The following is a 23,450-nucleotide window of genomic DNA, read 5'->3' as shown; positions in this document are numbered from 1 at the left end:
CTCGGCAGGATATTTAAGCTATTAGCACCTGCTGTCTCCGGCTTTGCCTATTTAATTTTGTCGTTTGTCCTTTGTCTTTTGTCTTTTGTCTTTTGTCTTTACAAATGACTAATGACTAAAAATTAACTTGCTCCGCTCAGTTTCAAATCTCGTAGGGCGCTGATATCAACTTTAATTGATGGCCCCATTGTGGCTGACACATAAAATGTGCGCCAATAACGACCTTTAGCTCCTGAAGGACGGTTACGGTCAATCGTCTCCTGCAATGCCTTCAGGTTGACTAACAAATCTTCAGGCGAGAAAGTTGTCTTACCAAACATAACATGGACAATACCAGTTCGATCAGCTCGGAATTCTAATTTACCAGCTTTGAATTCTGCGATCGCACCTGCTAAATCAAATGTCACGGTTCCACCCTTGGGCGATGGCATCAAACCACGCGGCCCAAGCAATTTACCCAGTTTCGCTACCTGTGGCATCACATCGGGTGTGGCAATCAGCTTGTCAAAATCCATTCTACCTTTCTGGATTTCGTCAATCAGTTCTTCTGATCCCACTAAATCAGCACCAGCGTTGCTTGCTTCATTTACCTTTTCGCCTCTGGCTATCACCGCCACTCGGACGATTTGTCCTGTACCTTTGGGCAGTGCTACCGTTGTCCGCAACTGTTGGTCTGTATACTTGGGGTCAATTCCCAGCCGGATATGAGCTTCAGCAGCTTCGGTAAATTTAGCTGTTGCTGTGTCTTTAAGAAGGGCTAAAGCCTCTAAAGGATGATAGTCCTTCTCTTCTACTTTTGCTTGCAATCCCTGCAAACGACGCGATATTTTTGGCATTTTGTTCTCCTGGGGTAATTCCGAAGCTTCGCCTCTCCCCCGATAATTTTTAGTTATTTGTCTTTTGTCCTTTGTCCTTCGTCAGTTACCAATGACTAATGACTAATGACCAATGACTAATCCGTGACTGTTATACCCATATTTTTAGCCGTTCCTGCCACAATCTTCATTGCCGCGTCGATGTCGTTGGCATTGAGGTCGGGAAGTTTGGTTTGGGCTATTTCTTGCAATTGTGCTTTGCTAATTGACCCAACCTTCTTTTTGTTGGGTTCATTCGAGCCTTTTTCTACTTTCGCCGCCTTCCGAATCAGTACTGATGCGGGTGGCGTTTTGAGTACGAATGTAAAACTCCGGTCTTCAAAAACCGAAATTTCTACAGGTATTACCATTCCAGCTTGGTCTGCTGTTTTGGCGTTGTACTCTTTACAAAACATCATGATGTTGACACCATGTTGACCCAAGGCGGGCCCCACTGGCGGTGCTGGGTTGGCTTTTCCAGCATTCAAGGCCAGTTTAATGACCGCCACTACTTTCTTCGCCATTTGTATTTAGCTCTGTTTCTCTACCTGATTAAATTCCAATTCAACTGGTGTATCTCTACCAAAAATTGAGAGCAAGGCTTTAAGCTTACTCCGCTCTGGAGAGACTTCAATCACCTCGCCTTCAAAGTCTTTAAATGGACCAGAAAGCACCATTATCTTATCACCAGTAGCCATGTCAATTTTGACAACAGCTTCTTGTTCGCTGGTTTGTTTGAATATACGTTCTACTTCTGAAGAACTCAGTGGTATGGGATGCACGTGACCGCGACCCTTACTACTACCACGTTTTTGTTCTGAACCGACAAAATTAATTACATGGGAGGTGTTTCGTACCACCTGCCAGGTATCATCATCCATCATCATCCGCACCAACACATAGCCAGGGAAAACTTTTTCCTCTGTATGCTGGCGACTGCCGTCTTTGCGGATTTTCACCGCTGGCGTCTGCGGAATTTCTACTTGGATAATTTTGTCAGCTACATCAAAAGTTTGAATGCGTTGTTCTAAGTTCGTCTTTACACGTTTTTCACAACCTGAGGCAACTTGCACTGCATACCAGCGTGCTTCTTTTGACGCTGTTTCTGCTGCTTCTGCTGTGTCCTCAGACTGGAAGGTTGAGTTGCGAGGTTCGTCTGTTGCAAAAGTCATCAGAATACCTGTTTGGCTGCCCAAGCAAACAATCCATCGACCAAGTATATCAAAGATGCGGAGAGTGCCACCATCAACAACACAGCGGCGGACTCGCTCACTATCTGTTTCCGACTGGGCCAAACTACTTTTTCAAGTTCTTCTTTGGTTCCCTGTATGAAGTTGCCAAAGCTAAACCCATTTGTGGTTTCTGGCAATTCTGCTTCATTTTTTTTGGCCACGACCGATTATCCCCCGTTTCTTACTCAATTTTGGATTTAAGATTTTAGATTTACCCCATGCTTTAAGGCAAAGGTACTCAACTTCAGATTTTGGGTTGTCCATTTATTTAAATTTTTTGTCAATCCCAAATCTAAAATTTAAAATCTAAAATTTGTTTGTCCAGTTTTGCAGTTTCGACTCTATTTCACTTGCTGAAAGCAAAACAACTACAAACACAATAAGTTTACCCGAAATTATTATCGCTAACTGCTATATTAACAGTTGCGTAATTATTTCGGGCTTAGTTTTTGCTCTTGAGCGCGCCCTGGAGGACTTGAACCCCCGACATCAGGTTTTGGAGACCTGCGTTCTACCAACTGAACTAAGAGCGCACAAGCTGTTTTTGATTCAGTGATTGCGCTGAACTAAATTCCAGTTTAACGCAATATGAGATTTATATCATACCTTAATTTTGTTGGGAAAACAAGTCAGCGGCAGATGCCGCTTGAGGCTTGAGATTTCTCCCATAATAATTGAGGGACGAATCACAATAATTGAGGGACGAATCACAAAGGGCGGTCAAACCGTTGCTTGATTCGGGTTGCCTTACCTACGCGATCGCGGAGATAATAAAGTTTAGCACGGCGTACCTTACCGCGACGTAATACTTTAATGCTGTCAATGCGGGGAGAATGCAGCAAAAATACCCGCTCAACGCCCACGCCTTGAAAAACCTTACGGACTGTAATCGTTTCGTTGATGCCACCATTACGCTTGGCAATTACTACTCCCTCGTAGGGTTGTACGCGATATTTTTCGCCTTCCTTGATTTTCACTCCCACTTTTACAGTGTCGCCCACGTAAATGTCGGGCAGATTCGATTTTATCTGTTCCGCTTCAATGGAGCGGATAATCTCTTGAGCATTCATAGTCTTTCTGTCTGCTTAAAAAAATCTCACGATCATCAATGATAAATCGATAATCCTATTTCAGTCTACTTGTTGGGATTGATAATTTTACTGATACAACGGTCTAAAGATCAAAGCTATATTGCAGAATGCTGTACCACAGGGGTAAAAATTATGAAATTTAGCGTCGTCATCAGTACCTATAATCGCTTGAATCTGCTGCAAAGAGCAATTGACTCGGCTCGGAACCAAACAATCGAGTGCGAGGTGGTTGTTGCCGATGATTGTTCATCTGATGACACCCAAACCTATCTCAAAAGCTTAGGGGACAAGATTGTTTACCATCGTAACGAAGTTAACCTTGGTCATGCGGCAACGGTAAATGCTGGAGTTGCCAAAGCTAGCGGCGACTGGATTAAGTTTTTAGATGATGACGACTATTTAGCGCCTAACTGCATAGAAGAAATGGCAAAGGCGATCGCACTTCGTCCCGATGCTGTAATCTGCTCTTGTGTGGCGGCTCAGGTGGATGGTAATGAAGTTGAACTCTCTCGCACTCCCCAAGTTGGCCCCGGTTTAGCTTTTTATATCCCACAAGCTGATATTCACTACGGTATGCTTTTAGAGCTTGTACCCTTTGGTACACCTGTACAAGTAGCTTGCCGACGTGATGCTTTCCTGCAAACTGGTGGTTGGGATTCTACACTCGATGCTAACTGTGATGACATCGATTCTTGGATTCGGATTGCTCAGTTTGGCGATGCTATTTTCTTCAACCATTGTCTTGCTTACCGCACTATCTGGCCCGGTGCGTATAATCAAAAGTTTTCTTTGTCTCGGCGGTTGGCGACAAATATTTTGATGAAAGAGAAAATTTACGCCTTAGTAAATGACCAACATCGCTCAAAGATTCCCGTCTTTCAGGATATAAAAAATTACCTGAAACTTCATTGGATTTTAGTAGCGCTGAAACAAAAAAATATCAAGAGTTTTCTTTCAATGATCGATCCGTCTATACTTTCTCCTCAGTCTTGGAAGTTTTTGCTAACTGCTGCCTCATCACGCCGCTCTCAGGGAAACAATTCTCAGGTTCGCAAACTTGTATTAATTGAATCCTAGCTTTTTAAGCGTTGGTAGTACTTTTTATTATTGCCTATACCAATTTTCTAAGAATCTGCACAGAATCAGCCTTGGTGAGACAAGTTGCTCAGAACAGCTGCTTCTATAGCAACCTCACAGGTAATTGGTATTAGCAACTATGCATTAGTCACACCTTTCTTAAAAAGGTCAAAACCCTTGTTGCAAATCTGTTTTATGACTTTACAAAAGAGGCATTATATCAATAATCAATTCATAGTTATTGATATAATGCCTATATTATTGACATTGAATCACAAATTCATTTCCTGTAAGCGATCGCACTGGCAAAAAGTAATGGATAGCCTTAACAAAGGGAAGGTGATCTTGTGAATGCTAGACAAAGACGTTTGTACCAACTACCAGATTTGTAGCAGTGAAATTATTCAAAGTCACAAAGGTGCTAAAACTTTCAATACCACCAAAACCATCGGGGTCAATCTGAACTTGCGTAGAAGTACCCGATTGTACAAACTGCAAGTATTGGTTGATGCCAGGAATTCTACTGTCGTCTAGACTTCTGAATAGATCACTTAAATCTAACTGATCTTCGCTCTGATTAAAATCAGTGATCGTATCACCGATGTCACTCAAGGCTTGGTAAACGAACTGGTCATTACCGCTACCGCCAGTGAGGATGTCATTACCAGCACCACCAATGAGGATATCATTGCCACTACCACCAATGAGGGTATCATCCCCCGCACCGCCACGTAGCAGATCGTTTCCACTCTTGCCATCAATGCGGTCATTACCCCCCTGACCGTTGATCACATCGTTGGAGTTGTCAAGACCGTTGACATTATTGTTCAGGTCGTTAACAAAGGTGACTCTATTTTTACCAAAGACGGTGCTTTGGGTAGAGTTTGCATCGAAGACATCAAAGCTGTCTTCAATGCTGGTTTGCCCATCAAAGAGGATATTACCCAAATCTACGCTGGCTCCAGTAGATTTGCGGAGATTATCGAGTTTTTCTAGATCAAAGTTTTGCAGGATGACGTTTGGACTGTTCGCCAAGTTTTCAAAGGAGACTACCAGATTGCTACTATTCTGGGTGAGCAGCAGATTTCGGGCAGTTAAGCCAGTACCCTCAAATTTGAGGTTATCAGCTTCGGCAATCACCGCATTTGTTGGGTTTGTTCCTTTACCCACACCACCAAAATTTGTGATAATCTGCGTTCCCTCGTTGAGGCCAATCACAAATTTGTTTTGACCGCCGTCGCCTGCAAAGGTTTGGACTTCATAGGCACCAATGTCAACTTTACTGCCAGATATCCGATCAAATCCAGCGCCACGTTGGTCAGTGGTGACACTAACAGGAATTAGGGCATTATTGCCAGCATTAATAGCAGGACTACCCACAAGTGGGGCATTAGTTAAGGTGACACCACCATTATTTTCTAGTGACCCTAGCTTGGGGTCGATGGGGTTGACGCTGTTACCGACAATGCTGTTGGTGGTAAAGCCAGTGCTACCCGTGTTGTCACCAATCAGGTTATTGCCGACATCAGTGAAGTTGCCAGAAACGTCGGGCTTGAGGATAGGGAATTCAGAAGAGTCATATAAATTTTTGTTGAAGTTGCCTGCAATGATGGTATTGCCAGCGATAACAGTACCATCTGAGTCATTAAAAATGCCTCCACCATCGGCATTACGAACGTAAAAGTCTTGTGCACTGTTATTGGTAATGGTGCTGTTGGCGAGGGTGAGAGTGCCTGAGTTAGAAATGCCACCGCCGTCGATGTACCCCCTATTGCCAGAGATAGTACTATTGCTCAGGTTGAAGATGCCTGAGTTATAGATGCCGCCACCGCTTTCGGCTGTACTATCAGAGATGGTGCTATAGTTCAGGTTTACGGTGCCTGAGTTATAGATGCTGCCACCGTAAGATGGCAAAGGGTTAGGACGGTTGCGCTCAAAACCACTGGCGAACACAATATTATTAGAGAAAGTACTTCCCGTTATGCTGAGGTTGCCTGTATTGAAGATGCCGCCGCCGTAAGCAAGGTCGTATTGGATCGAGGCAATGTTATTAGAGATGCTGCTGTTAATTAGGCTGAGATTGCCTGTGTTAAATATGCCGCCTCCTAGTGACGACCCCCTATTATCCGAAACAGTAGTGTTAGTCAGGCTAAGGCTACCTCTGTTAAAGATGCCACCTACAGACCCAGTACTGCCAGATACAGTGCTATTGGTCAAGTTTAGGCTGGCATTGCTATTGAGAAAAATACTACCAAAGTTATTACTAGCATTAGCAATTTTCAAGCCATTAATGCTAGTATCTGTCCCTATTCCTGATATCTCAAATACCCCTGATGAATTATTGCCGCTGATGCTGAGGTTTGATGCCCCAGTACCTAAGATTGTCAGATCATCGGTAATTGTTAATTTCCCAGATGTGAGGGTGATGATATCTGGGGTGTCATCGGTGAACACGCCCGCAAAAGTAATCGTATCCGCCCCAGCAGTAGCATTGGCATTGAGAATAGCCTGTCGCAACGATCCTGCCCCAGAATCATTGGTGTTAGTTACTACTGTGTCAGTATTAATAGGTGGTTGGCTAGTGAATTGGACTTCATAAGCACCAATATCAACCACACCGTTGGATATTCGGTCAAATCCAGGGCCTCTTTGGTCTGTGCTGGCACTAACTAGGGAATTATTGCCTGCATCAATGGCGGGACTACCCGCAAGTAAAGCTTGAGTTAATGTTGCACCACCATTATTTTGTAGAGGGCTGAGTTGGGGATTAATGGGGCTGGCGTTGGTGCCCACTAAGGTGCTGGTAGTCAAACCAGTACTACCAGTATTATTACCAACTAGGTTATTGCCAGAGTCGCTAAAACTACCAGCCACATCGGGCGTGATGTTGCTGGAGGTGGAGTTGTCGAAGTTACCGGCAATGATGCTGTTCCCAACGGTTATAGTCCCACCATCGTTGAAAACGCCGCCACCGTCGCCAGTCCCATCGGCGTTAGAGTCAGCTGTGTTATTAGTAATTGTGGTGTTGATGAGGGTGAGGGCGTCGTTGTTATAGATGCCGCCGCCCTCAGTAGTGTTTGTATTCCCAAATACAGTACTGTTTGTCAGGGTAACTGAACTGGAAAAAAAGATATACTCATCTTTGATAGATAAGTTAGAAATACCGCTTCCTGTATTGTTTGAGACAGTACTATTGTTAAGCCAGAGAATGCTGTCTCGGTTATAGATCCCAGTTTTCGTATTACCTGAGACAGTGCTATTTATAACCCTGATGTTACCAGCATTAAGTCTGTACGTAGGAATACCAGTGATGGTGTTGAAGATGCCGCTTTCAGTATTGCTAGAGACAATGCTATTAGTTAGACTGACTGTGCCTCCTTCGTTAAAGATGCCGCTTCCCGTATTTCCAGAAACATTGCTGTTAGATATACTTAGGCTACTATAGCCTCCGTTAAAGATGCCGCTTCCTGTATTGTCAGAAACGGTGCTGTTAGTTAGACTGACGTTGGTATAGGTTTCGTTAAAAATGCCGCTTCCTGTATTGTCAGAAACGGTGCTGTTAGTTAGGCTGAGAATGGTATTGTTGTTAGTTTTAATACCGCTATCATTACCATTAGCGATCGCCAAACCATCAATGCTAACATCTGTTACTAATCCTGATATCTCGAACACTCTGGAAGCATTATTTCCACTCACGGTAAGCAAAGATGACCCAGTGCCCAAGATGGTAAGATCATCAGTAATCGTCAGTTGCCCAGAGGTCAGGGTAATTACATCTGGGGTGTTATCCGTGAATACACCCCCAAAAGTGATCACATCATCCCCTGGAGTAGCATTCGCTAAGTTAATTGCTTCCCGAAGTGTGGTAATGCCATTGTTCGCATCACCATCATCTGCATCTCCGGTATCATTTACTGTGAACTTCGCCAGTATTCCTGCGTAAGCTTCTCGCGTCGTTTCTGCAAAAGCTAGAGTCACTTCCATCTCATCGGTGCGTACTTCTAGTTCCCAATTACCTCCTAATGCTGCATTGCCTATCTGCTGACGCGAAGCAGCAATATTTGCTCCTGTAAGTTGGTGCAGTTTAGCAATAAATTCTGCCCCCACATCACCGGAAGCTACGTTGCAACCATAGATGAGTAAGTTGGCTACAGATGTTGTAGCGGATGTAACTAATGGTTTATCGATTTTGGAAGAATCGGAAAATATCTTCTGCCATTGTTGCAGTTGCGGGCTATGGTGCTTGAGGGTATCGAGTCCCAAGTGAGTGTTGCCCAGTTGCAAACTACCGGGGGCACCGTGGCAAACAATATGAATGCTGCTAATATTTTGGTCAGCGCGAGTCGCCAAAATCTCCGTAATTTGCCCAACACCGTTCTGTGTCGAGTCAAGAACAAATACTTCGGTGTGGGGGATAACACCGTTAACCAAAGTCTGATAGTCTTCAACCGCCATATCGATGAAGACCAGGCTATGCGTATATGAGAGGGGAATTATGGAATTTAATTGAAAGTGGGGAGTATGTGGAGTTACCATTTTGTTACTTCAAGATAAGGTTATGAGGTCAACTCAAACTGACTGAAGCTTTATATTTACTAGGTTTTCACACAAATACTAACAGTAGTAACGAATTATTTATTACTATTTATTTCTTTTTTATCATCAGGCAAATTGCTGTTTTTGTAAAGTCAGAAAAGTATTTCAGTAGTGACCAAGAGAGGGAAATGGGGAATTCTAACAAGGACGATTTTGGAGTTTTACCCCGATTTATCGAGCCGTTACTGAATAAGTCTTTAAGCTAAGTAACTAGTTAGAAACGCTTTTAGTCAGTAGTAAGTGGTCATTTTTACGCACTACTGACTAATTTTGAGTTGTCACTGAAGAACTCAATAATTATGCAGATTCACACTCAGTTACTTATCTTTATTTTTTATACACATCTTAAAGATTATGCGAATCATACATATTTTGAACCACGTTCAAGAAATAGGTAACGGTATTGTGAATGTGGCTGTGGATCTAGCTTGTCTACAGGCAAAATCTGGTTATGAAGTAGCGGTTGTTTCTGCTGGTGGTGAGTACGAGACTTTACTAGATATTTTTGGTGTCAAACACTACCAACTAGACCAAAGCCGGAAACCGATAAGTATGATCAAAGCAGTTATGCGTTACCGAGCGATCGCAGCTGAATTTCAGCCGGATATTGTTCACGCCCACATGATGACGGGAGTGATATTAGCACGTATTTTTAAAGGAAACAAATATGCTTTAATTTCGACAGTACACAACGAATTTCAACGTGCAAGTCTGCTGATGGGTTTGGCTGACAGGGTAATTGCTGTCAGTAAGGCTGTGCAAGATTCTATGTTTAGGCGCGGTATTCCAGAAAACAAGTTGCGGGTGGTATGTAACGGAACTTTGGGCAGTCCCCGCACTCGACAAATACAAGATTATCAACCTCTACCATTACAGCATCCAGCGATCGCGACTGTAGCTGGGATGTATCAACGTAAGGGAATTGCTGAGTTAATCGCCGCCTTTGAACAAATTGCCTCAGATTTTCCCCAAGCGCATCTTTATCTGGTAGGAAATGGCCCTGATAAACAGCTATTTGAGGCACAGGCACAAGCAACTTCTGTAAAAGAACGCATTCATTTTGAAGGTTTCCAACCAGAACCTCAACGCTATCTGATATCTTGTGACATATTTGTGCTGGCTTCCCATCGTGACCCTTGCCCTCTGGTACTTTCAGAAGCGAGAGAAACTGGAATTGCGATCGTTGGTACTCAGGTAGATGGGATTCCTGAAGCTTTGGATAATGGGCAAGCAGGTCTTTTAGTGCCAGTAAAAGATAGTAATGCTTTGGCTGGGGTCTTAGTGCAATTACTGAGTAATGCCGAGATGCTGGACGAGTGGAAACAACGGGCAAATAAAAACCTAGAGCGTCTTAGTGTTGCCCGCGTCCATCAGGAAACACTAGCGGTGTATGGTGAGTTAATTACAAAATGAGGGCATGGGGAATGGGGCATTGCTGATTGTCAGTTATCACTAGTTCCCAGTCCCTAATCCCCAGTCCCCAGTAACAGCTTTAACAGTGTAGCGATCGCTTTAGTTTGAAAGCTAGTCCTAAAGCGCCAAAGACGAGTACACCCAAAACATTAGTTGATTCAGGAATGGCAGTGTAAGAAGCACCCACCCGGATCGGCCCATCTCTATCCTCTTGATCTTCTGGTATTGCTGGAATGATTCCACCACCTGGGGTTAAATCGGGCTTGGTAGAAAATAGATTGTAAAATATGCCTCCGTCTGGGATTACGCCACCACTATAAGTAAGAATGTTGCCTTCGACGGTAACGTTTGTAAAGATATCCTCTAGACCAGGAATACTAGAGAAACCAATCTTTCCATCTCCATCAACATCTCCCCACTCTACCGGCTCATTATCAAATGATGGATTAGAATCGGCATTAGTATAGAACAGCGTTTGTAAGTCAAAAATGAAGCTTCCTATATTATTGCCAGTGCCATTTATTAAGTTGTTAGCTCTATCTGGGACACCATATTCTATTCTTTGTCCTGGTAGAATATTTGGCCCAAGGGTTCTTGGTTCTCTCGTTTTGAATATGTCTTCATTCACAGTCGTCACGATGGGTTCTACAAAAATGACGGCTCTTGCTGGTGTCCAAGACAAAAGACTAATTCCTGCTGCTCCTAGAACAGATAAGGCTATTTTGGTTGCAATTGTAGTCATATTTGTGTCCTTTTCATATTGGTTAAGAGAATGCTATACCGCATGGGTTAAATCAAACAGCAAAAACTCACTTTTCAACTGCTATCTATCTGCTAGATAAATAGTGGTTAATGTGTGCTTGCTCACTGAGTTGATATCTACTCATAGGTTGATTTATAAAGCAATTCTTGTAATGCTTTATCACGATAACTAGTAATTTCACGCAATCTTTATAAAAAATCTAAATTAGAACTGATACGTTGACAGATTAGACAATATGTGAATCATAAAATTATCCTGACTTCTAATAAACCGTTGTTCATTGCTGTCTTAACGCGGCACTAAGTACCAGGCTTGATATGAAATGGTTATAAGATTTCGAGACTATAGCAAACGGCTTTCTGATTTTGAGCAAGAAATTTTAGTTCGTTGTCCCCAATGCGATCGCATTGCCAAGATATTGACTGTGAATTCTGAGCAATCAAGTCTTAGTTCCATCAAAAGAATTATCTGTCAGCACTGTAGCTATACAAAACAACAGTCAAATGTTGCCAAAGGAAAACTTGCACTGCGATTGTGGCAGAACAATTACATGGCTCCAAGAAATTCTAGCTATGGAATATTAGACCATTTTTTTGGCTTGCCCTTGTGGCTACAAACCTCTTGTTGCGGTCACGTGCTATGGGCGTATAATGAAGCACATTTGAACTTCCTGGAAAGTTATGTGCAATCAAAGTTGCGAGAACGTTTGCCAGATGAGACATTAGGCTGGCACAATGGCAGTCTTGCCAGTCGCCTACCCCGATGGATCAAACTGACGCAGCATCGGGAAAAAGTTTTACAGAAAATCCAACAGTTAAAGCACAGCTTGTAATGGGGGCTTTAACGAATTACGAATTATTCTAATCCTGTTGGTGAGCGAATTTATAACCACCCCACAAAGAAAGAGCGATCGCAATTACCAGCAAAATCGGTATGCTGTACCAAGGAAACTGGGACAAGGGTAAATGAGCTGCTGCACGCAGTCCGATGCTGGCGTAGGTCAACGGTAACAGGTAAACTACAACCTTAAGGGCAGCTGGTAATGTCGCAGGGTCAAAGAAAGTCGCTCCTAAGAATGACATAGGGATAATTATAAAATTGTTGTAGAGTCCAACTGATTCGAGCGATCGCACACTCAACCCCACAATCACACCTAAACCAGCAAATACCGAACAATTCAGCACTACCAACAGTAGAAATAGTGGGTTGAGAAAATTCCAGTTTCCAGTCAACAGCAGCGCTACCAAAATCACTGAACCGGAAGTCATCAACCCCCGCACGACTCCCGCCAGCATTTTACCTATGTGCAGCGCTAAGGGGTGTATAGGAGTTAACAACAATTCCTCGAAGGTTTTGCTAAATAGTCTGTCTCCACAAATTGAAAATGTCGTTCCCCCAAAGCTAATCGTCATGGATGATAGCGCCACCATTCCCGGTAATATGAATTCCAAATAGTTGTCATAATTACCACTAATCCCTGAGCCGGGTTTGATAGAACTACCCAAACCCAAGCCAAAAGCTAAAATATATATCAGTGGAGATATTAATCCTGATGCAGCAACTTGTACAATTCTCACACGTAAATCTAACCAATCTCCCCAAAAAATAGTCAGAGTATCAGCTAGGAAGATTTGAAGTTGCGAAGTTTTGAACCTCTTGCCCGAAAGTAGCGCTCTTTGAGATGTCACGTGCTTTCAATTACTTATCAAAATTTCATTAAGTGTTAATTTACATTGTTTTACACATCAATTACTAGGGGTAACAAAAATATCTCATCCTAAAAATTGAAAAGTAACAACAAAAGCTAGATAATCTCAGCATTCTGACTGTTTTAATAGTGAAAATTGAATTAAGCTCATCTGACAATCATCAAAAATGTGCTATAATAACCCATCAATACAAGAAGTAAAAAATTAACTAACAAGTCAAACAAAACAAAGGTCATAACTAACAACAATTGGTTAACGATCAGATCAAATAAATAAAAATACTCACCAATTATTCCAGATAGAAGCAATAAGACATAAAGTTGAACTTCTGTCCAGATATTATGTGAAGTCGGCAAGAATAAATTTAGCTATTTTAAACTAATGTAAAATTAATAATATTGGGAGGAAGCCCAAAGAGTGATATTTGGAATCTCCCACTGATTTAAAGTATTGAATACAGTGCTGGGAGGATATCAAGGCCACTAAGTTATCTAGATAAACTCATATTTTTCTCAGTTACCGTGAACGTAGCACAGAAAATCACAGACAATTGCATTAAAGACTAGGCATACTGAAAAGAGGGAGCAAACTTTAGACCACTCCCTGCCAAATAGGCGTGAAGGTGATTAAGCAACAATGAGACGTAAAACCACTGGTAGATCGGCTACTACTTCTAAACCCTCTATTTTCCAATCCCCTATGTTTAACCTCTTCACCATCGCCATTATGGGAGGGGTATTGATTTTGGGAATTGGGATTGGCATTGCTTTTAGCTCTACAACCACGTTGGCGCCATCAAATGTGGCTTCTCGTGAATTCATTGACACCAAAGCACCAAACCCTGAGATTTGTGTGCAGTACGGAGCTAGCGCGATGGTGATGGACGCTAGACTGTTCGTCACTCTCAACCCCTTCAACGTCTATGTTGCCCAACCCAGTATGCGTCCTGGATGCGTAATCCGGCAAAATAACTGGGCGCTTTTAGAGCAACGTAAGCTGGTGACTAACGATCAGGTAAGAGATTGCAAAAATCGCTTGAATACCTTTGGTTTCACAGGTAACTTGGACAGTGACAAACCTGATATTAGGTGTATATATCAGAATGAAGCTGCTCAGAACTTCTTCACGGCTCAACCAGGAGCAGTTGGAACACCTCAAGAAACGGACAGATTTTAGATTTGGCATTGGGCATGGGGCATTGGGCATTGAAAAGAGGCAGAGGGGCAGAGAGCAGAGGAGAAAGAGGTAATTTTTTATTCTCCCCCTTGCACCCTGCTCCCCTGCTCCCCTGGTTCTTCCTTGTCCCCCTCATCTCCCACTGCTTCCTATCTATTTTTAGGAAGGGGTTGACCAAACTCGATCACCTGGACATCGGGAACATTCGGGACTGTTGGAACTGGAAATTCCGACATACCAAAAGGAGGAATGCTATTCAAATTACCGGGTTGATTTGGGAAAGAAGGAGGGGGAAGAATCAAACCAGGTTGTTGAGAGGATGTATTCGGAGTTAGGGGAGGTACAGTTACAAAAGGCTGTCCTAAGTTATTAGTAATTGTTGAAGGCAGTTCATTGGATGGAGGTGGTACTGTCAGTAAGGGTGGTTGTGCGTTAGTAGTAGTTACGGGTAGGTTAGTAGGCGGTTGAGGTAGTTTCTTGGGTGAAGGTGGGGAGTTTGCTGGTTTGACTACAGCAGTTTTACCAGAAATAACTGGACGTAATACCCAGCGAGTGGAGTTTTTTGGGGAAACGGGTTGTAGTTTTACTTGTTTGGGATTAAAAGCTGTGCCTGGTGCTAAATCTAAGACAATGCGCGTGTCGTTCTCATTCAATTGAGAAACGCGAATGCTTTTGATTGATCCAGAATAATTTTGTTGTGTGGTAACGTTGCCCAACTTAGTATTTGGTAAATCTACAACAAGGCGAGGAGGCTGGGCTAAGTAGAAATAACGGGGAGTTGTGCCTGCTGAGAGGGTGATTTCGAGTTGCTGTGTTTTGGTAGAAAAACGCCATTTATTTAGCTTTGCCAGTGGTGTAGCAGCAGTAGTGAAAGTTTCAAGGGCGATCGCTGCACAAAAGCCTAATAGACTGATGCTAAATAGCTGCTTGCGCCATTGGCAAAATTGCCTAGTCTTTAGTCCCTGATCCATTCTTTTTATTTGCTCCATAAAACCCATACAATGCGCTCACATTGCTGTTTACTTCGCGCTTACGATTACTATCCCCAGCCCCCATTCTCCAGTTCAATGGCTGTTTAACTTATCAGATTTTTCCTCAGCTTTTTGGGGCATAGCGGTAAATGTTAGAGTTTGTGGGATGCCATCTATGGTTAATTGACCTGTTATGCTACCTTTTTCCACAAGTTGCATTTGAATTGTGACTGAGTTTAGAGGATCATTTTGGGGGCGAGGAATATTACAAAGGATTGATTTGCCAACTTTCCCAGATAAATTTAACTGTTGATTTCTAAAGATGCCTGCCAGAGAGTGCTTTTCGTCAGTATCGGCGTTAGCGTTTGCCGGTAATACAGAGGCATTTAAGTAAATACCCGACTGTTGAATGTTTAACGTCAGGGTATCCGATTTTTCACAGTTCGGCAAATTTTCAGCCAGCGTTAGACGATATCTGCCGTTAACTGGAGGAGGAGCCTTGAGATTTTTTTCCCCATAAACGCTGACAGTTTTAAACAACAGTAGCACCGAACTTATTGCTACTCCGTAAAAAGCTAAAGATTTGAAGTTGAAATGATTCATGTGTTGAACTGGGGAATGGGGAAGAAGCAGGAGAGCAGGGGAGCAAGGGAGAAGAGTTTATCCCCTCTGCCTCTTTTCAAGCCCTCTCTTGTGCCGACTGGGTTACCACAGCGCTGGCTCCTCTTGATTACTAATTTCAGGAAGCATGGAAGTTAGATGAGCGGTGACTTGACTGTAGCGGCGGGTAATTAGCAGAGAGGAACGGCATTGGATAGCTAGTTGATCTGTATATCTTCCCAAGGTTTGACGCTCAATACCCCAAGTGCGGCTGGTGCCAGCAATTGTCAGGTCTACACTTTTTGAGGCTTCGATTAAGGCTTGGATTGGCTCTGGGGACTGGACAATTTTGATTTCAATGCGATCGCGTACACTGCTCGGTAATTGCTCAATCATCATGTCTAGCTCGTAACTCAATTCATCCTTGAGACGATTTTCGGGTAAAACGTGTAAAACCTGCAACATACAAGTTTCATGATTGATGAGCAGTCTGAGCGCAAGTATCAGTGCCAAATCATCATGGATATTTGCAGAATAAGGCACTAACAAACTTTCTAAGCGATCGCTTCCCCGGTCTACAAATACTGCCACATCAACTGGTGCAGTGGTGAGAATTTGACCGACTTTTCCACCTAAGCGATTGCTACTAAAAGCTGGACGATGCCATCCCACTAGAATTAAATCAACTTGGTCTAGTGCGGCAATCTGTGATGTTTCCCGTGCGACATTGCTAGATGTGCGAACGATGGGGTGCACATAAGAGCGTGTCTCTAGCGGTTCGAGAGTATTAATCAATTCTTCTAGCTGGTGGCGGCGTTGGGCGATTAATCGGTCTACTTCAAGTGGGGTACTTTCAAAGGCATAATCTTCTTCAAATTCAATCAGACTAAGAGGGTTAACAATGGCGGGATGTCGGTAGTTGAGAGCGATACTTACTGCCAACTGTACCAACCCTTTTTGGGTACTCGGATTAGCTACTGGCACTAAAATTCGGTAGGGGCGAAGGTAAGTCACACTTTCAGCAGTGTCATCTGTATCTGTATCGTCTGTTTCTGCTTCCAACTCCGGTTCCATGACATCTAACCTGATCAGCTTCTTCGGGTATGTCCATTCCAGCAGTGGCGAAGTCATGAATGTAGTTACCAATGCCATAATTACCAGCATGGTAAATATTAAGGGGGAAATTACCCCTAACTCTAGACCAATGTTTAGCACTATTAGTTCGGTTAAGCCGCGAGTATTCATTAACCAACCAAGTGCCGAGGCTTCGCGTTTACTAATACCACTGACACGAGCCGCTACATAAGTGCCAAAATATTTGCCTGCGATCGCCACTCCTAAAACCAACGCACACAAAAACCACAATTCTGGACGGTTGAGCAAGCCAATCTGCGTCCGTAAGCCACTGTAGGCAAAAAATATTGGCAGCAAGAATATCAGGACAAAATCTTCGGTTTTTACTGCCAATTCCCGCACTAAATCTTCATTTTTGGGCATGGCTGCTCCCAGTAAAAATGCCCCAAAAATTAAGTGAATACCAATTAGTTCGGTGATGAGTGCCGACGCAACCACGCCCATATAAATCCCAGCTAGCAGCAATTGGCTGAGGCGTCCTGCACGAAGGTAGTGTTTGACAAGACCCTGGAGAAACCAACGTCCCAGCGTCAACATCAAGCCGATGTAAATTATGCTGGCGATAATTGTGGGTATGGCACCAGCAAAGTCACCAGTTCGAGCAACTGCGATCGCTACTGCCAAAAGACACCAAGCTGTCACATCATCCACCGCTGCACAAGTTAACGCCAAGGTTCCTAAACGCGTTCCTTGTAAATTGTTTTCAGTAATGATTCGCGCCAACACTGGAAAGGCAGTAATTGACATCGCCGCCCCCAAAAACAAGGCGAAGGCGGTAAAGGATACGCTTGCATTGGAAACTAGAGGATAAAGTACTACCGCTAGCAATGTTCCTAGAGAAAACGGCACCAAAATACTCACATGAGAAGTCAAAACAGCTACTTCTAGCTGACTATTGAGGTATTTAGGATTTAGTTCTAGCCCAATCAGAAACATGAAAAATATTAGTCCCACCTGAGACAAAACATTTAGAAAAGGAAAAGTTTCTGGTGGAAACAAGGTAACTGCTAGATGGGGAGCAATTAAACCAAATAAAGATGGGCCGAGCATAATTCCGGCGACAATCTCACCAATTACCAGCGGTTGCTTAATAGAACGGAATGCTAATCCTACTAGCCTTGAAAGTCCAATAACAATCAGCACCTCAACCAGAACGAGAATAACTATGTGCATGGTTTCCTCACAATTAATTATCTGGTTTCTATCAGATGATTCTTTAAAAGACAGAAAAATGTCAAGTTTGTTAGATCAAACCAAGAGTAATTTGTGCTTTGTTGTTATGTCAATTGCTGTTACGATGCATTAGCAGGCATGAAACATGAATTTTGATGATTTTAAGAGCTAAATCTCGAAGAAATTACGAATTACCGATATCAAAAAAATAGGTAATATAGGATTCATATTTGATTGCGGAGAAAAATTCAGCACACAGCTATTCCCTGTTAAGAGTTAAGATTTCTCTACCTATGCAAATAAGTTATCCGAATCAGATTTGATTCCTATAGGTATTCGGTTTGTAGGAGTGCTTAAACGCAGCTATAAACAAGTTAGCGCTTATAACCAGACTCAAAGTGGATATTATTACCCAATTGCTAGGTAATTAATTTTATATTTGAATTTGCTTAGGCGGAAGAATTATCATAAATTGTATTATGCAACAAAAAGGCAACCAGTGGTGATGCCATCAGGGTAGTAATGACTGCCATAATAACCATAATTGTGAATAAAGTTGGAGTAATTATACCTTGCTCCAGACCAATATTGAGGATGATTAACTCCATCAAACCACGAGCATTCATCAGAGCGCCGATAGTTGCTGATTCCCGCCAATTTTCGCCAGCCAATTTTGCAGCCAACATGCAAGCAATACCTTTACCGAGAATTGCGATCGCAATAATTAAGAACGTAATTCCCCACAAAGTCGGTGTATTTACCAGTCCAATTTGAGTGTTTAATCCAGAGAAGACAAAAAATATCGGTAACAGAAAAGAAGTAGTTATAAACTCTGTATATTGGCGAATTTGTTGGGCAAATTCTCCGCGTGGTGTCACTGCTCCGAGGACAAAAGCACCAAATATTGCATAGATGCCTGTGACATCGGTAAACCATGCACAAAACATTAAAATTATCAACATCAAGGTCAAGGTTTGTCTGTTCACACCTGCATCACGTTTTGTCATGCGTGTGAATGCTCTCAGTAGAGGTTGTCCGATAAAAATCGCAAATAGCACGTAGCAAATACCACCACCAATTGCTAATATGGCAATGCTCAGAGAATTTTTCACGCTAGCAAGGACGATCGCTAGTAAACACCAAGCAACTGCATCATCTACTGATGCTGCACCTAAAGCCAAAGTCCCAAAGCGGGTTTGTGCAAGACCGCGTTCGTAAAGAATACGAGCTAACATCGGAAAAGCCGTAATTGTCATCGACGCACCTAGATACAATGCGGCTGACCAAGGCGTGACTTTTGGTTGAAAGAAATTACCATTGTGATAAAACCAAAAAGATGCGATCGCTCCTAAAATAAAAGGAGTAATAATTCCGGCAGCAGATAGCAAGCTTGCACTTTTGATATGATGTTTTAAGAGTTTGGTGTTAAACTCTAAACCAATCAAAAACATATAAATTGCCAACCCAATTTGGCTGATAGCATATAAAATCGACATTGATGGATTGGGTATTTTGTCTCCTAAAGCTGTGATGATTGGAAGCTTAGGAAATAGCCATTGCTGAAAATCTGGTGCAATCAATCCTAAAAGAGATGGTCCTAGCATTACACCCGCAATCATTTCGCAAACAACATCGGTTTGACCAAGATAGCGGCGTCCTAAAATCGTAACAATGCGACAAGTGACTAAAATAACTGTGAGTTGCAGAAATAGCTGAATAACCAGATCAAAATTTGACATTGCATCTCCTTAATTTGCGTCTCTGCATTGAAGAATTGCTCCAGACTCCAAAACTTGTCCTGTTTTTCTCATTAATACATCAACACAAGTCCCAATTTTGAGAACAGAAGATAGCTGTTTTTAATTTGATGAGATACAAGAGGCAATGCGTTGCTTTGGTTTCCAAAGTTGTAGTAATCTGTTATGTTCTTCTTAAGAACGCACACAACTGTACGTCAATACAACATATTGCATCCAAAATCAAACCGCCATATATGATTTTTTATGATTTGTTAAATTGCGATTTATAAACTTTTTCATCTATTTGAACCACAATCTGCTGTAGAGAGATATATCTGCGTCCCTACACTATGGTTTAATTACCTGAAATTGCTGTAATTTATCGAACATAATTCAGGAGTCAGGAGTCAGAATTCAGTTGGGTATTCTGTATGACTGGCGGATAGCGCAGCGTTAGCGAGTCATCGATAGCGCAGCGGTAGCGAGTATTCGAGCGTCGCGTCTGAATAACCGGGTTTAAGAGGTTGTTTGAAAAGTCGCAAAGTATACTAGAAACCCCTCTCCAAACCTCTCTCCGTTTCGGAGAGAGGCTTTGAAACCCCCATTCCCTTGTAGGGAAGGGGGGCTAGAGGGGTTAGGTTTCCGAGACTTAGATGTTACCAAAAATACTTTTCGAACATCCTCTAAGACCCCGACCAAATCGTAGATTTGGTGTCAACAAGAAAGTCGCGGGTCTGAATCCCCGACTGATTTATTCTGACTCCTGAATTCTGACTTCTGAATTCTTCTTCAAGATTAAATTAGTTTCGAGTATCTAATGTATTACAACCATTCTCCACCCCGGAAACGCCAACGGGGGAAGATAATTCGCATTAAGCTTTGGGAAGTAATAAAAACTGCTAACCACACGATGCTATAGTGCAGTAAAAAAGCTCCTGGCGACAGTTCCTCTTTCCGTAAAGGTATTGGTAAAAAGCCAAACAGTTTAACTCCACAAAACACAAACACCAATTCCCATATACCAGCTAAGAGTTGATAAACTGCGGGCCAATCTCTATCCCAGCGTGATTTTTGCAGATAGTCATAAAGCACATCCCAACCTATGCCAAAGATGGCGACATAAGCAAGTATCCAAAAAGAAACTGAGTTAGCACCAGGACCAATCCAACCCATTACAAAAGGCAAAGATACGAGTACACCTACAGTTGCAAGTAATAATAATCGAGTTTGCCAGCGACCAAATAAAGTTGGTGTCATAGGAGTGCTGAGTTGGGAGTGCTGAGTGCTGAGTTAGGAGTTGGGAGTTAGGAGTTGGGAGTTAGGAGTTGGGAGTAATAAAGAAGAGAGAAGTTGGAGTTTTTATAAATGGATGTTAGATTCGCTTTCATTAAAAATTTAGGAAAATTGTGGTGCTTTTTACCACGATGGCAAATATGAGAATCTTGGCTAGCCTCAAAGCACCAACACATCTATATTAATTATTAGGATGGTTTAAGCCGATAATCAAATTGAGAATGGTGAACTGCGTTGGCAAAACCCACTTTTCGCGTAGCATCTCGTAGAGAAGGCGGCATAGCATCCCAATTGATTACATCCTCTAACAAAGCTTGATAACCTATTGTATTAGGATGAAGTCCATCTTCACTCAAGCGTTTGAGCCGCCAAGTTTCACCGCGTTCCATCCATTGCTCAAAAATATCTAAATAGGGAATCTGCCGTTTTGTGCAAGCAATTCGAGTTGCTTCTTTGTAGCGGTACTGGTCGGCATGATTATAGTAAAAACAATCTAAAAATGGCATCTTGGCTTCATTTACTGGCACCATGCCCACAAATAACACAGGACAGAGTTGCTGTGCTAAATCTAGCAGAGAAGCAATTTCCTTTTCAAACAATGTAAAGTCTGTGTAACTTCGACCATCGGGACGCGCCAACCGCGCTGAGTCATTCACGCCTACTGATAAAATAATCAAGTCGGGAACACGATTTCGCAGTTCACCCCGGTGGCGAAATTCAACTTCTAGCCTTTGTGCTACTTGTTGCGTGCGATCGCCTCTTACCCCTAAATTATAAAGAATATGACCATCACTATCCGGCAACATCCACCACCGCCTTAGTTGCTCAATCCAGCCTCCTTTTTCCGGATCACCGAATCCATAAATTAAGCTGTCCCCCAGTGCGACAATCTTCATAGGCTGCAAGTGATTTGGTGGTGCGGACAGCTGCATTGAGGAAGAAGCTAGAAATGTGTGCATTTAACAACTATATTTTATATTTTTACAAGTTTCTATACATTTCTATACCATAAATGGCTATCCTATAGGTTTTATCCCCTTTGCCAAAACTGCCGTAAAATCTCCCCTGGTTTTCTATCCCAAGTGTCTATATGCTCGTATATCAAATTGTCTTGGTTGAATTTATACGTTGAGTACCCATTAAAAAGCAAACCAGCTTTCCAAGGAACCCGCAACACTCCCCGCACTGTCCACTTTGCTAAAATCGTGTCTTCGGCTGACTGATAAACCTCATGGACATCAAAGTAAATTTGGGTAAAAAATAGCCGAGCGTGAAATCGCAAAGTCCAAAATATAATCCGATAGTTAAATTTGTATTTGAATGTATTCACCGGATCTTTAAAATAGATATCCTGTGTATAAATTTGATATGAAATATCTTTTTCAAAAAGTGTCGGTAAATCCTCTTTTAAAGTCTTAATTATCCGCTCCACTGGCAATTGAGATTCCACGCGCCTTTTCCCTTAAAAAATCTTTTTTAACACCCTTTTCACCCCTGACCAAATAGAAGATGTCCTCTTGTGACTCACACCACCCGCACTCAAATCTGACAGAGTGGGAAATGATGCAGATTTAGCATAAGGCCCATTTCGCAAAACTTTAGCTAGGGTATTATTATTTTCGCGCAAACCCTCGTAAAAAAAGAATACTTCTCCTTGAATGCCCAGTTGGCGATTGTATTCGATTGCCTGCACAAGATATTCTGGACTAATGCAGTAAGAGCCAAGTTTCATCAATATTCCCGGTGCTAACTTCGGCAGTGTTGCATCTGTGAACTGCTGGTTTACCAGTTTATCAGCGATCGCAGAATAACTCCCAAAGTCACGACGATAAATCTGCGGCTGAATCATATCAACTATTCCCCGCTTCAGCCATGCAGGCGAGTCTTGCAGATATTCCTGAAATGCCCAATCATAGATATTAGGTGCGATCGCTACTAGCAAGTTAGGATTCACCGCTTTCACCTCCCGGTAGAGACGCGCCAAGAAGTTAGTCAGAATATCTGCACGCCACTGTAACCATTGCCTATCCTTGGAATTTTGTGGCGGATTGCAATTAAATTGTTGACGATAGCGGGTGACAGTACCCTCATCATAGCCACCTTCAGAGGGAAATGCAGGAAAGCGATCGTCACCTTGAACACCATCCACATCATAATTCTTTACAACTTCCAGCACCAAGTTCAACAAAAATTCCTGCACCTGTGAGTCGAGTGCATTCAACCACTCAAAGCCATTTTTCTTCAGTAAGTTACCATTACAATCACGCGCAGACCATTCCGGTTTTTTCTGTAAAAGTAAACCACCATTCAAATTGTAAGAACTAGCAAAGCCGTATTCAAACCAAGGAATAACTTTCAACCCAACTAGCCGCGCCTCAACCACCACCTCTTCTAAAGGGTCACGACCTACAGATAGCGGGTCAATTTCGACTCCAAAAGTCTGCCGCATTGTTTGACTAGGATACAAAGTTACTGCCTTGTTCCAAACAACTGGAAACACCACATTAAATCCCGTCTCAGCCAGGAAATCCATCGCCTTGGCAATGCGTTCCTTTGACCTGAGAACTTTACTATCAGTAGTGGTCAGCCAGATACCACGAGTTTCGATTATTGCCATTTCTATAAATTA

At 42.5% G+C, this 23,450-nt stretch carries 20 protein-coding genes, 1 tRNA gene and 1 other annotated feature (1 of these 22 only partly in view); of the genes, 4 read left to right on the top strand and 17 right to left on the bottom strand.

Annotated elements, in window-relative coordinates:
* Positions 1–59 (bottom strand) — a sequence feature (ribosomal protein L10 leader region) (it extends 109 nt beyond the left edge of the window).
* Positions 60–122: 63 nt separating this feature from the next.
* The 6 genes from rplA to rplS form a co-directional block, all read right to left on the bottom strand.
* Positions 123–836: a 50S ribosomal protein L1 gene (gene rplA, locus HUN01_RS17075; RefSeq protein WP_181932253.1), complete on the bottom strand. Its 714-nt coding sequence runs from the start codon at positions 834–836 to the stop codon at positions 123–125.
* A gap of 116 nt (positions 837–952) precedes the next feature.
* Positions 953–1,378 (bottom strand): 50S ribosomal protein L11, encoded by a 426-nt coding sequence (gene rplK, locus HUN01_RS17070; protein ID WP_094331821.1) that lies wholly within the window; start codon positions 1,376–1,378, stop codon positions 953–955.
* 6 nt (positions 1,379–1,384) lie between these two features.
* Positions 1,385–2,026, bottom strand: coding sequence for a transcription termination/antitermination protein NusG (gene nusG / locus HUN01_RS17065; RefSeq protein WP_069071557.1), 642 nt, complete (start codon positions 2,024–2,026; stop codon positions 1,385–1,387).
* The gene (gene secE, locus HUN01_RS17060) at positions 2,026–2,247 is read right to left on the bottom strand and encodes a preprotein translocase subunit SecE (protein WP_069071556.1); all 222 of its coding nucleotides are present in this window, start codon (positions 2,245–2,247) and stop codon (positions 2,026–2,028) included. The genes nusG and secE overlap by 1 nt, the downstream gene beginning before the upstream one ends.
* A 299-nt stretch (positions 2,248–2,546) precedes the next feature.
* A tRNA-Trp gene (locus HUN01_RS17055) sits at positions 2,547–2,619 on the bottom strand.
* A gap of 174 nt (positions 2,620–2,793) precedes the next feature.
* Positions 2,794–3,156: a 50S ribosomal protein L19 gene (gene rplS / locus HUN01_RS17050; RefSeq protein ID WP_094348921.1), complete on the bottom strand. Its 363-nt coding sequence runs from the start codon at positions 3,154–3,156 to the stop codon at positions 2,794–2,796.
* A 153-nt stretch (positions 3,157–3,309) separates the two neighbouring features.
* On the opposite strand from rplS, the gene HUN01_RS17045 reads away from it, so the two are divergent.
* Entirely contained in the window at positions 3,310–4,254 is a 945-nt protein-coding gene (locus tag HUN01_RS17045) for a glycosyltransferase family 2 protein (protein ID WP_181932252.1), read from the top strand.
* A gap of 354 nt (positions 4,255–4,608) precedes the next feature.
* Here HUN01_RS17045 and HUN01_RS17040 read toward each other — a convergent pair whose 3' ends face one another.
* Positions 4,609–8,790, bottom strand: a complete 4,182-nt coding sequence (locus HUN01_RS17040) for a DUF4347 domain-containing protein (RefSeq protein WP_181932251.1) — start codon at positions 8,788–8,790, stop codon at positions 4,609–4,611.
* A 414-nt stretch (positions 8,791–9,204) separates the two neighbouring features.
* On the opposite strand from HUN01_RS17040, the gene HUN01_RS17035 reads away from it, so the two are divergent.
* Positions 9,205–10,263: a glycosyltransferase family 4 protein gene (locus tag HUN01_RS17035; protein WP_181932250.1), complete on the top strand. Its 1,059-nt coding sequence runs from the start codon at positions 9,205–9,207 to the stop codon at positions 10,261–10,263.
* 79 nt (positions 10,264–10,342) lie between these two features.
* Here the strand turns inward: HUN01_RS17035 and HUN01_RS17030 are convergent, their stop codons facing one another.
* Complete coding sequence (locus tag HUN01_RS17030) at positions 10,343–11,005, bottom strand: hypothetical protein (protein WP_181932249.1); 663 nt, start codon at positions 11,003–11,005, stop codon at positions 10,343–10,345.
* Between the two features lie 343 nt (positions 11,006–11,348).
* Between HUN01_RS17030 and HUN01_RS17025 the strand changes: the two genes are divergently transcribed.
* Positions 11,349–11,858, top strand: a complete 510-nt coding sequence (locus HUN01_RS17025) for a hypothetical protein (protein ID WP_181932248.1) — start codon at positions 11,349–11,351, stop codon at positions 11,856–11,858.
* A gap of 28 nt (positions 11,859–11,886) precedes the next feature.
* Here HUN01_RS17025 and HUN01_RS17020 read toward each other — a convergent pair whose 3' ends face one another.
* Complete coding sequence (locus tag HUN01_RS17020) at positions 11,887–12,714, bottom strand: ABC transporter permease (protein WP_181932247.1); 828 nt, start codon at positions 12,712–12,714, stop codon at positions 11,887–11,889.
* A 657-nt stretch (positions 12,715–13,371) separates the two neighbouring features.
* Between HUN01_RS17020 and HUN01_RS17015 the strand changes: the two genes are divergently transcribed.
* Entirely contained in the window at positions 13,372–13,911 is a 540-nt protein-coding gene (locus HUN01_RS17015; RefSeq protein ID WP_181932246.1) for a DUF3172 domain-containing protein, read from the top strand.
* Positions 13,912–14,060: 149 nt separating this feature from the next.
* Here HUN01_RS17015 and HUN01_RS17010 read toward each other — a convergent pair whose 3' ends face one another.
* The 8 genes from HUN01_RS17010 to HUN01_RS16975 all read right to left on the bottom strand — a co-directional run bounded on the left by HUN01_RS17010 (position 14,061) and on the right by HUN01_RS16975 (position 23,438).
* The gene (locus HUN01_RS17010; RefSeq protein ID WP_181932245.1) at positions 14,061–14,882 is read right to left on the bottom strand and encodes an AMIN domain-containing protein; all 822 of its coding nucleotides are present in this window, start codon (positions 14,880–14,882) and stop codon (positions 14,061–14,063) included.
* Between the two features lie 93 nt (positions 14,883–14,975).
* Positions 14,976–15,485, bottom strand: a complete 510-nt coding sequence (locus HUN01_RS17005) for a hypothetical protein (protein ID WP_181932244.1) — start codon at positions 15,483–15,485, stop codon at positions 14,976–14,978.
* A 102-nt stretch (positions 15,486–15,587) separates the two neighbouring features.
* The gene (locus HUN01_RS17000; RefSeq protein ID WP_181932243.1) at positions 15,588–17,789 is read right to left on the bottom strand and encodes a cation:proton antiporter; all 2,202 of its coding nucleotides are present in this window, start codon (positions 17,787–17,789) and stop codon (positions 15,588–15,590) included.
* A 449-nt stretch (positions 17,790–18,238) separates the two neighbouring features.
* On the bottom strand, positions 18,239–19,528 hold the full coding sequence (locus HUN01_RS16995) for a cation:proton antiporter (protein ID WP_181932242.1): 1,290 nt from the start codon (positions 19,526–19,528) through the stop codon (positions 18,239–18,241).
* 822 nt (positions 19,529–20,350) lie between these two features.
* Positions 20,351–20,785, bottom strand: coding sequence for a hypothetical protein (locus HUN01_RS16990; RefSeq protein ID WP_181932241.1), 435 nt, complete (start codon positions 20,783–20,785; stop codon positions 20,351–20,353).
* 224 nt (positions 20,786–21,009) lie between these two features.
* The gene (locus tag HUN01_RS16985; protein ID WP_181932240.1) at positions 21,010–21,780 is read right to left on the bottom strand and encodes a GDSL-type esterase/lipase family protein; all 771 of its coding nucleotides are present in this window, start codon (positions 21,778–21,780) and stop codon (positions 21,010–21,012) included.
* A gap of 71 nt (positions 21,781–21,851) precedes the next feature.
* Positions 21,852–22,271 (bottom strand): C6orf136 family protein, encoded by a 420-nt coding sequence (locus tag HUN01_RS16980; protein WP_181932239.1) that lies wholly within the window; start codon positions 22,269–22,271, stop codon positions 21,852–21,854.
* Positions 22,272–22,283: 12 nt separating this feature from the next.
* Complete coding sequence (locus tag HUN01_RS16975) at positions 22,284–23,438, bottom strand: glycoside hydrolase family 10-like protein (RefSeq protein ID WP_181932238.1); 1,155 nt, start codon at positions 23,436–23,438, stop codon at positions 22,284–22,286.
* Positions 23,439–23,450: the final 12 nt, after the last annotated feature.

Origin of the sequence: Nostoc edaphicum CCNP1411, from assembly GCF_014023275.1 — a bacterium.
GTDB classification, from domain to species: domain Bacteria; phylum Cyanobacteriota; class Cyanobacteriia; order Cyanobacteriales; family Nostocaceae; genus Nostoc; species Nostoc edaphicum_A.
Note: the sequence above shows the minus strand (reverse complement) of the source record. Positions and strands in the feature narration are given on the sequence as shown.

Bases quoted from the DNA above. Each gene is read 5' to 3' on its own strand.
- HUN01_RS17000 (WP_181932243.1), bottom strand. From the start codon at position 17,789: ATGCACATAGTTATTCTCGTTCTGGTTGAGGTGCTGATTGTTATTGGA.
- HUN01_RS16985 (WP_181932240.1), bottom strand. From the start codon at position 21,780: ATGCACACATTTCTAGCTTCTTCCTCAATGCAGCTGTCCGCACCACCA.
- HUN01_RS17045 (WP_181932252.1), top strand. From the start codon at position 3,310: ATGAAATTTAGCGTCGTCATCAGTACCTATAATCGCTTGAATCTGCTG.
- HUN01_RS17005 (WP_181932244.1), bottom strand. From the start codon at position 15,485: ATGAATCATTTCAACTTCAAATCTTTAGCTTTTTACGGAGTAGCAATA.
- HUN01_RS16990 (WP_181932241.1), bottom strand. From the start codon at position 20,785: ATGACACCAACTTTATTTGGTCGCTGGCAAACTCGATTATTATTACTT.
- rplK (WP_094331821.1), bottom strand. From the start codon at position 1,378: ATGGCGAAGAAAGTAGTGGCGGTCATTAAACTGGCCTTGAATGCTGGA.
- HUN01_RS17025 (WP_181932248.1), top strand. From the start codon at position 11,349: ATGGTTATAAGATTTCGAGACTATAGCAAACGGCTTTCTGATTTTGAG.
- HUN01_RS17015 (WP_181932246.1), top strand. From the start codon at position 13,372: ATGAGACGTAAAACCACTGGTAGATCGGCTACTACTTCTAAACCCTCT.
- HUN01_RS16975 (WP_181932238.1), bottom strand. From the start codon at position 23,438: ATGGCAATAATCGAAACTCGTGGTATCTGGCTGACCACTACTGATAGT.
- HUN01_RS17010 (WP_181932245.1), bottom strand. From the start codon at position 14,882: ATGGATCAGGGACTAAAGACTAGGCAATTTTGCCAATGGCGCAAGCAG.
- rplS (WP_094348921.1), bottom strand. From the start codon at position 3,156: ATGAATGCTCAAGAGATTATCCGCTCCATTGAAGCGGAACAGATAAAA.
- nusG (WP_069071557.1), bottom strand. From the start codon at position 2,026: ATGACTTTTGCAACAGACGAACCTCGCAACTCAACCTTCCAGTCTGAG.
- HUN01_RS17040 (WP_181932251.1), bottom strand. From the start codon at position 8,790: ATGGTAACTCCACATACTCCCCACTTTCAATTAAATTCCATAATTCCC.
- rplA (WP_181932253.1), bottom strand. From the start codon at position 836: ATGCCAAAAATATCGCGTCGTTTGCAGGGATTGCAAGCAAAAGTAGAA.
- HUN01_RS16995 (WP_181932242.1), bottom strand. From the start codon at position 19,528: ATGTCAAATTTTGATCTGGTTATTCAGCTATTTCTGCAACTCACAGTT.
- HUN01_RS17035 (WP_181932250.1), top strand. From the start codon at position 9,205: ATGCGAATCATACATATTTTGAACCACGTTCAAGAAATAGGTAACGGT.
- HUN01_RS17030 (WP_181932249.1), bottom strand. From the start codon at position 11,005: ATGACTACAATTGCAACCAAAATAGCCTTATCTGTTCTAGGAGCAGCA.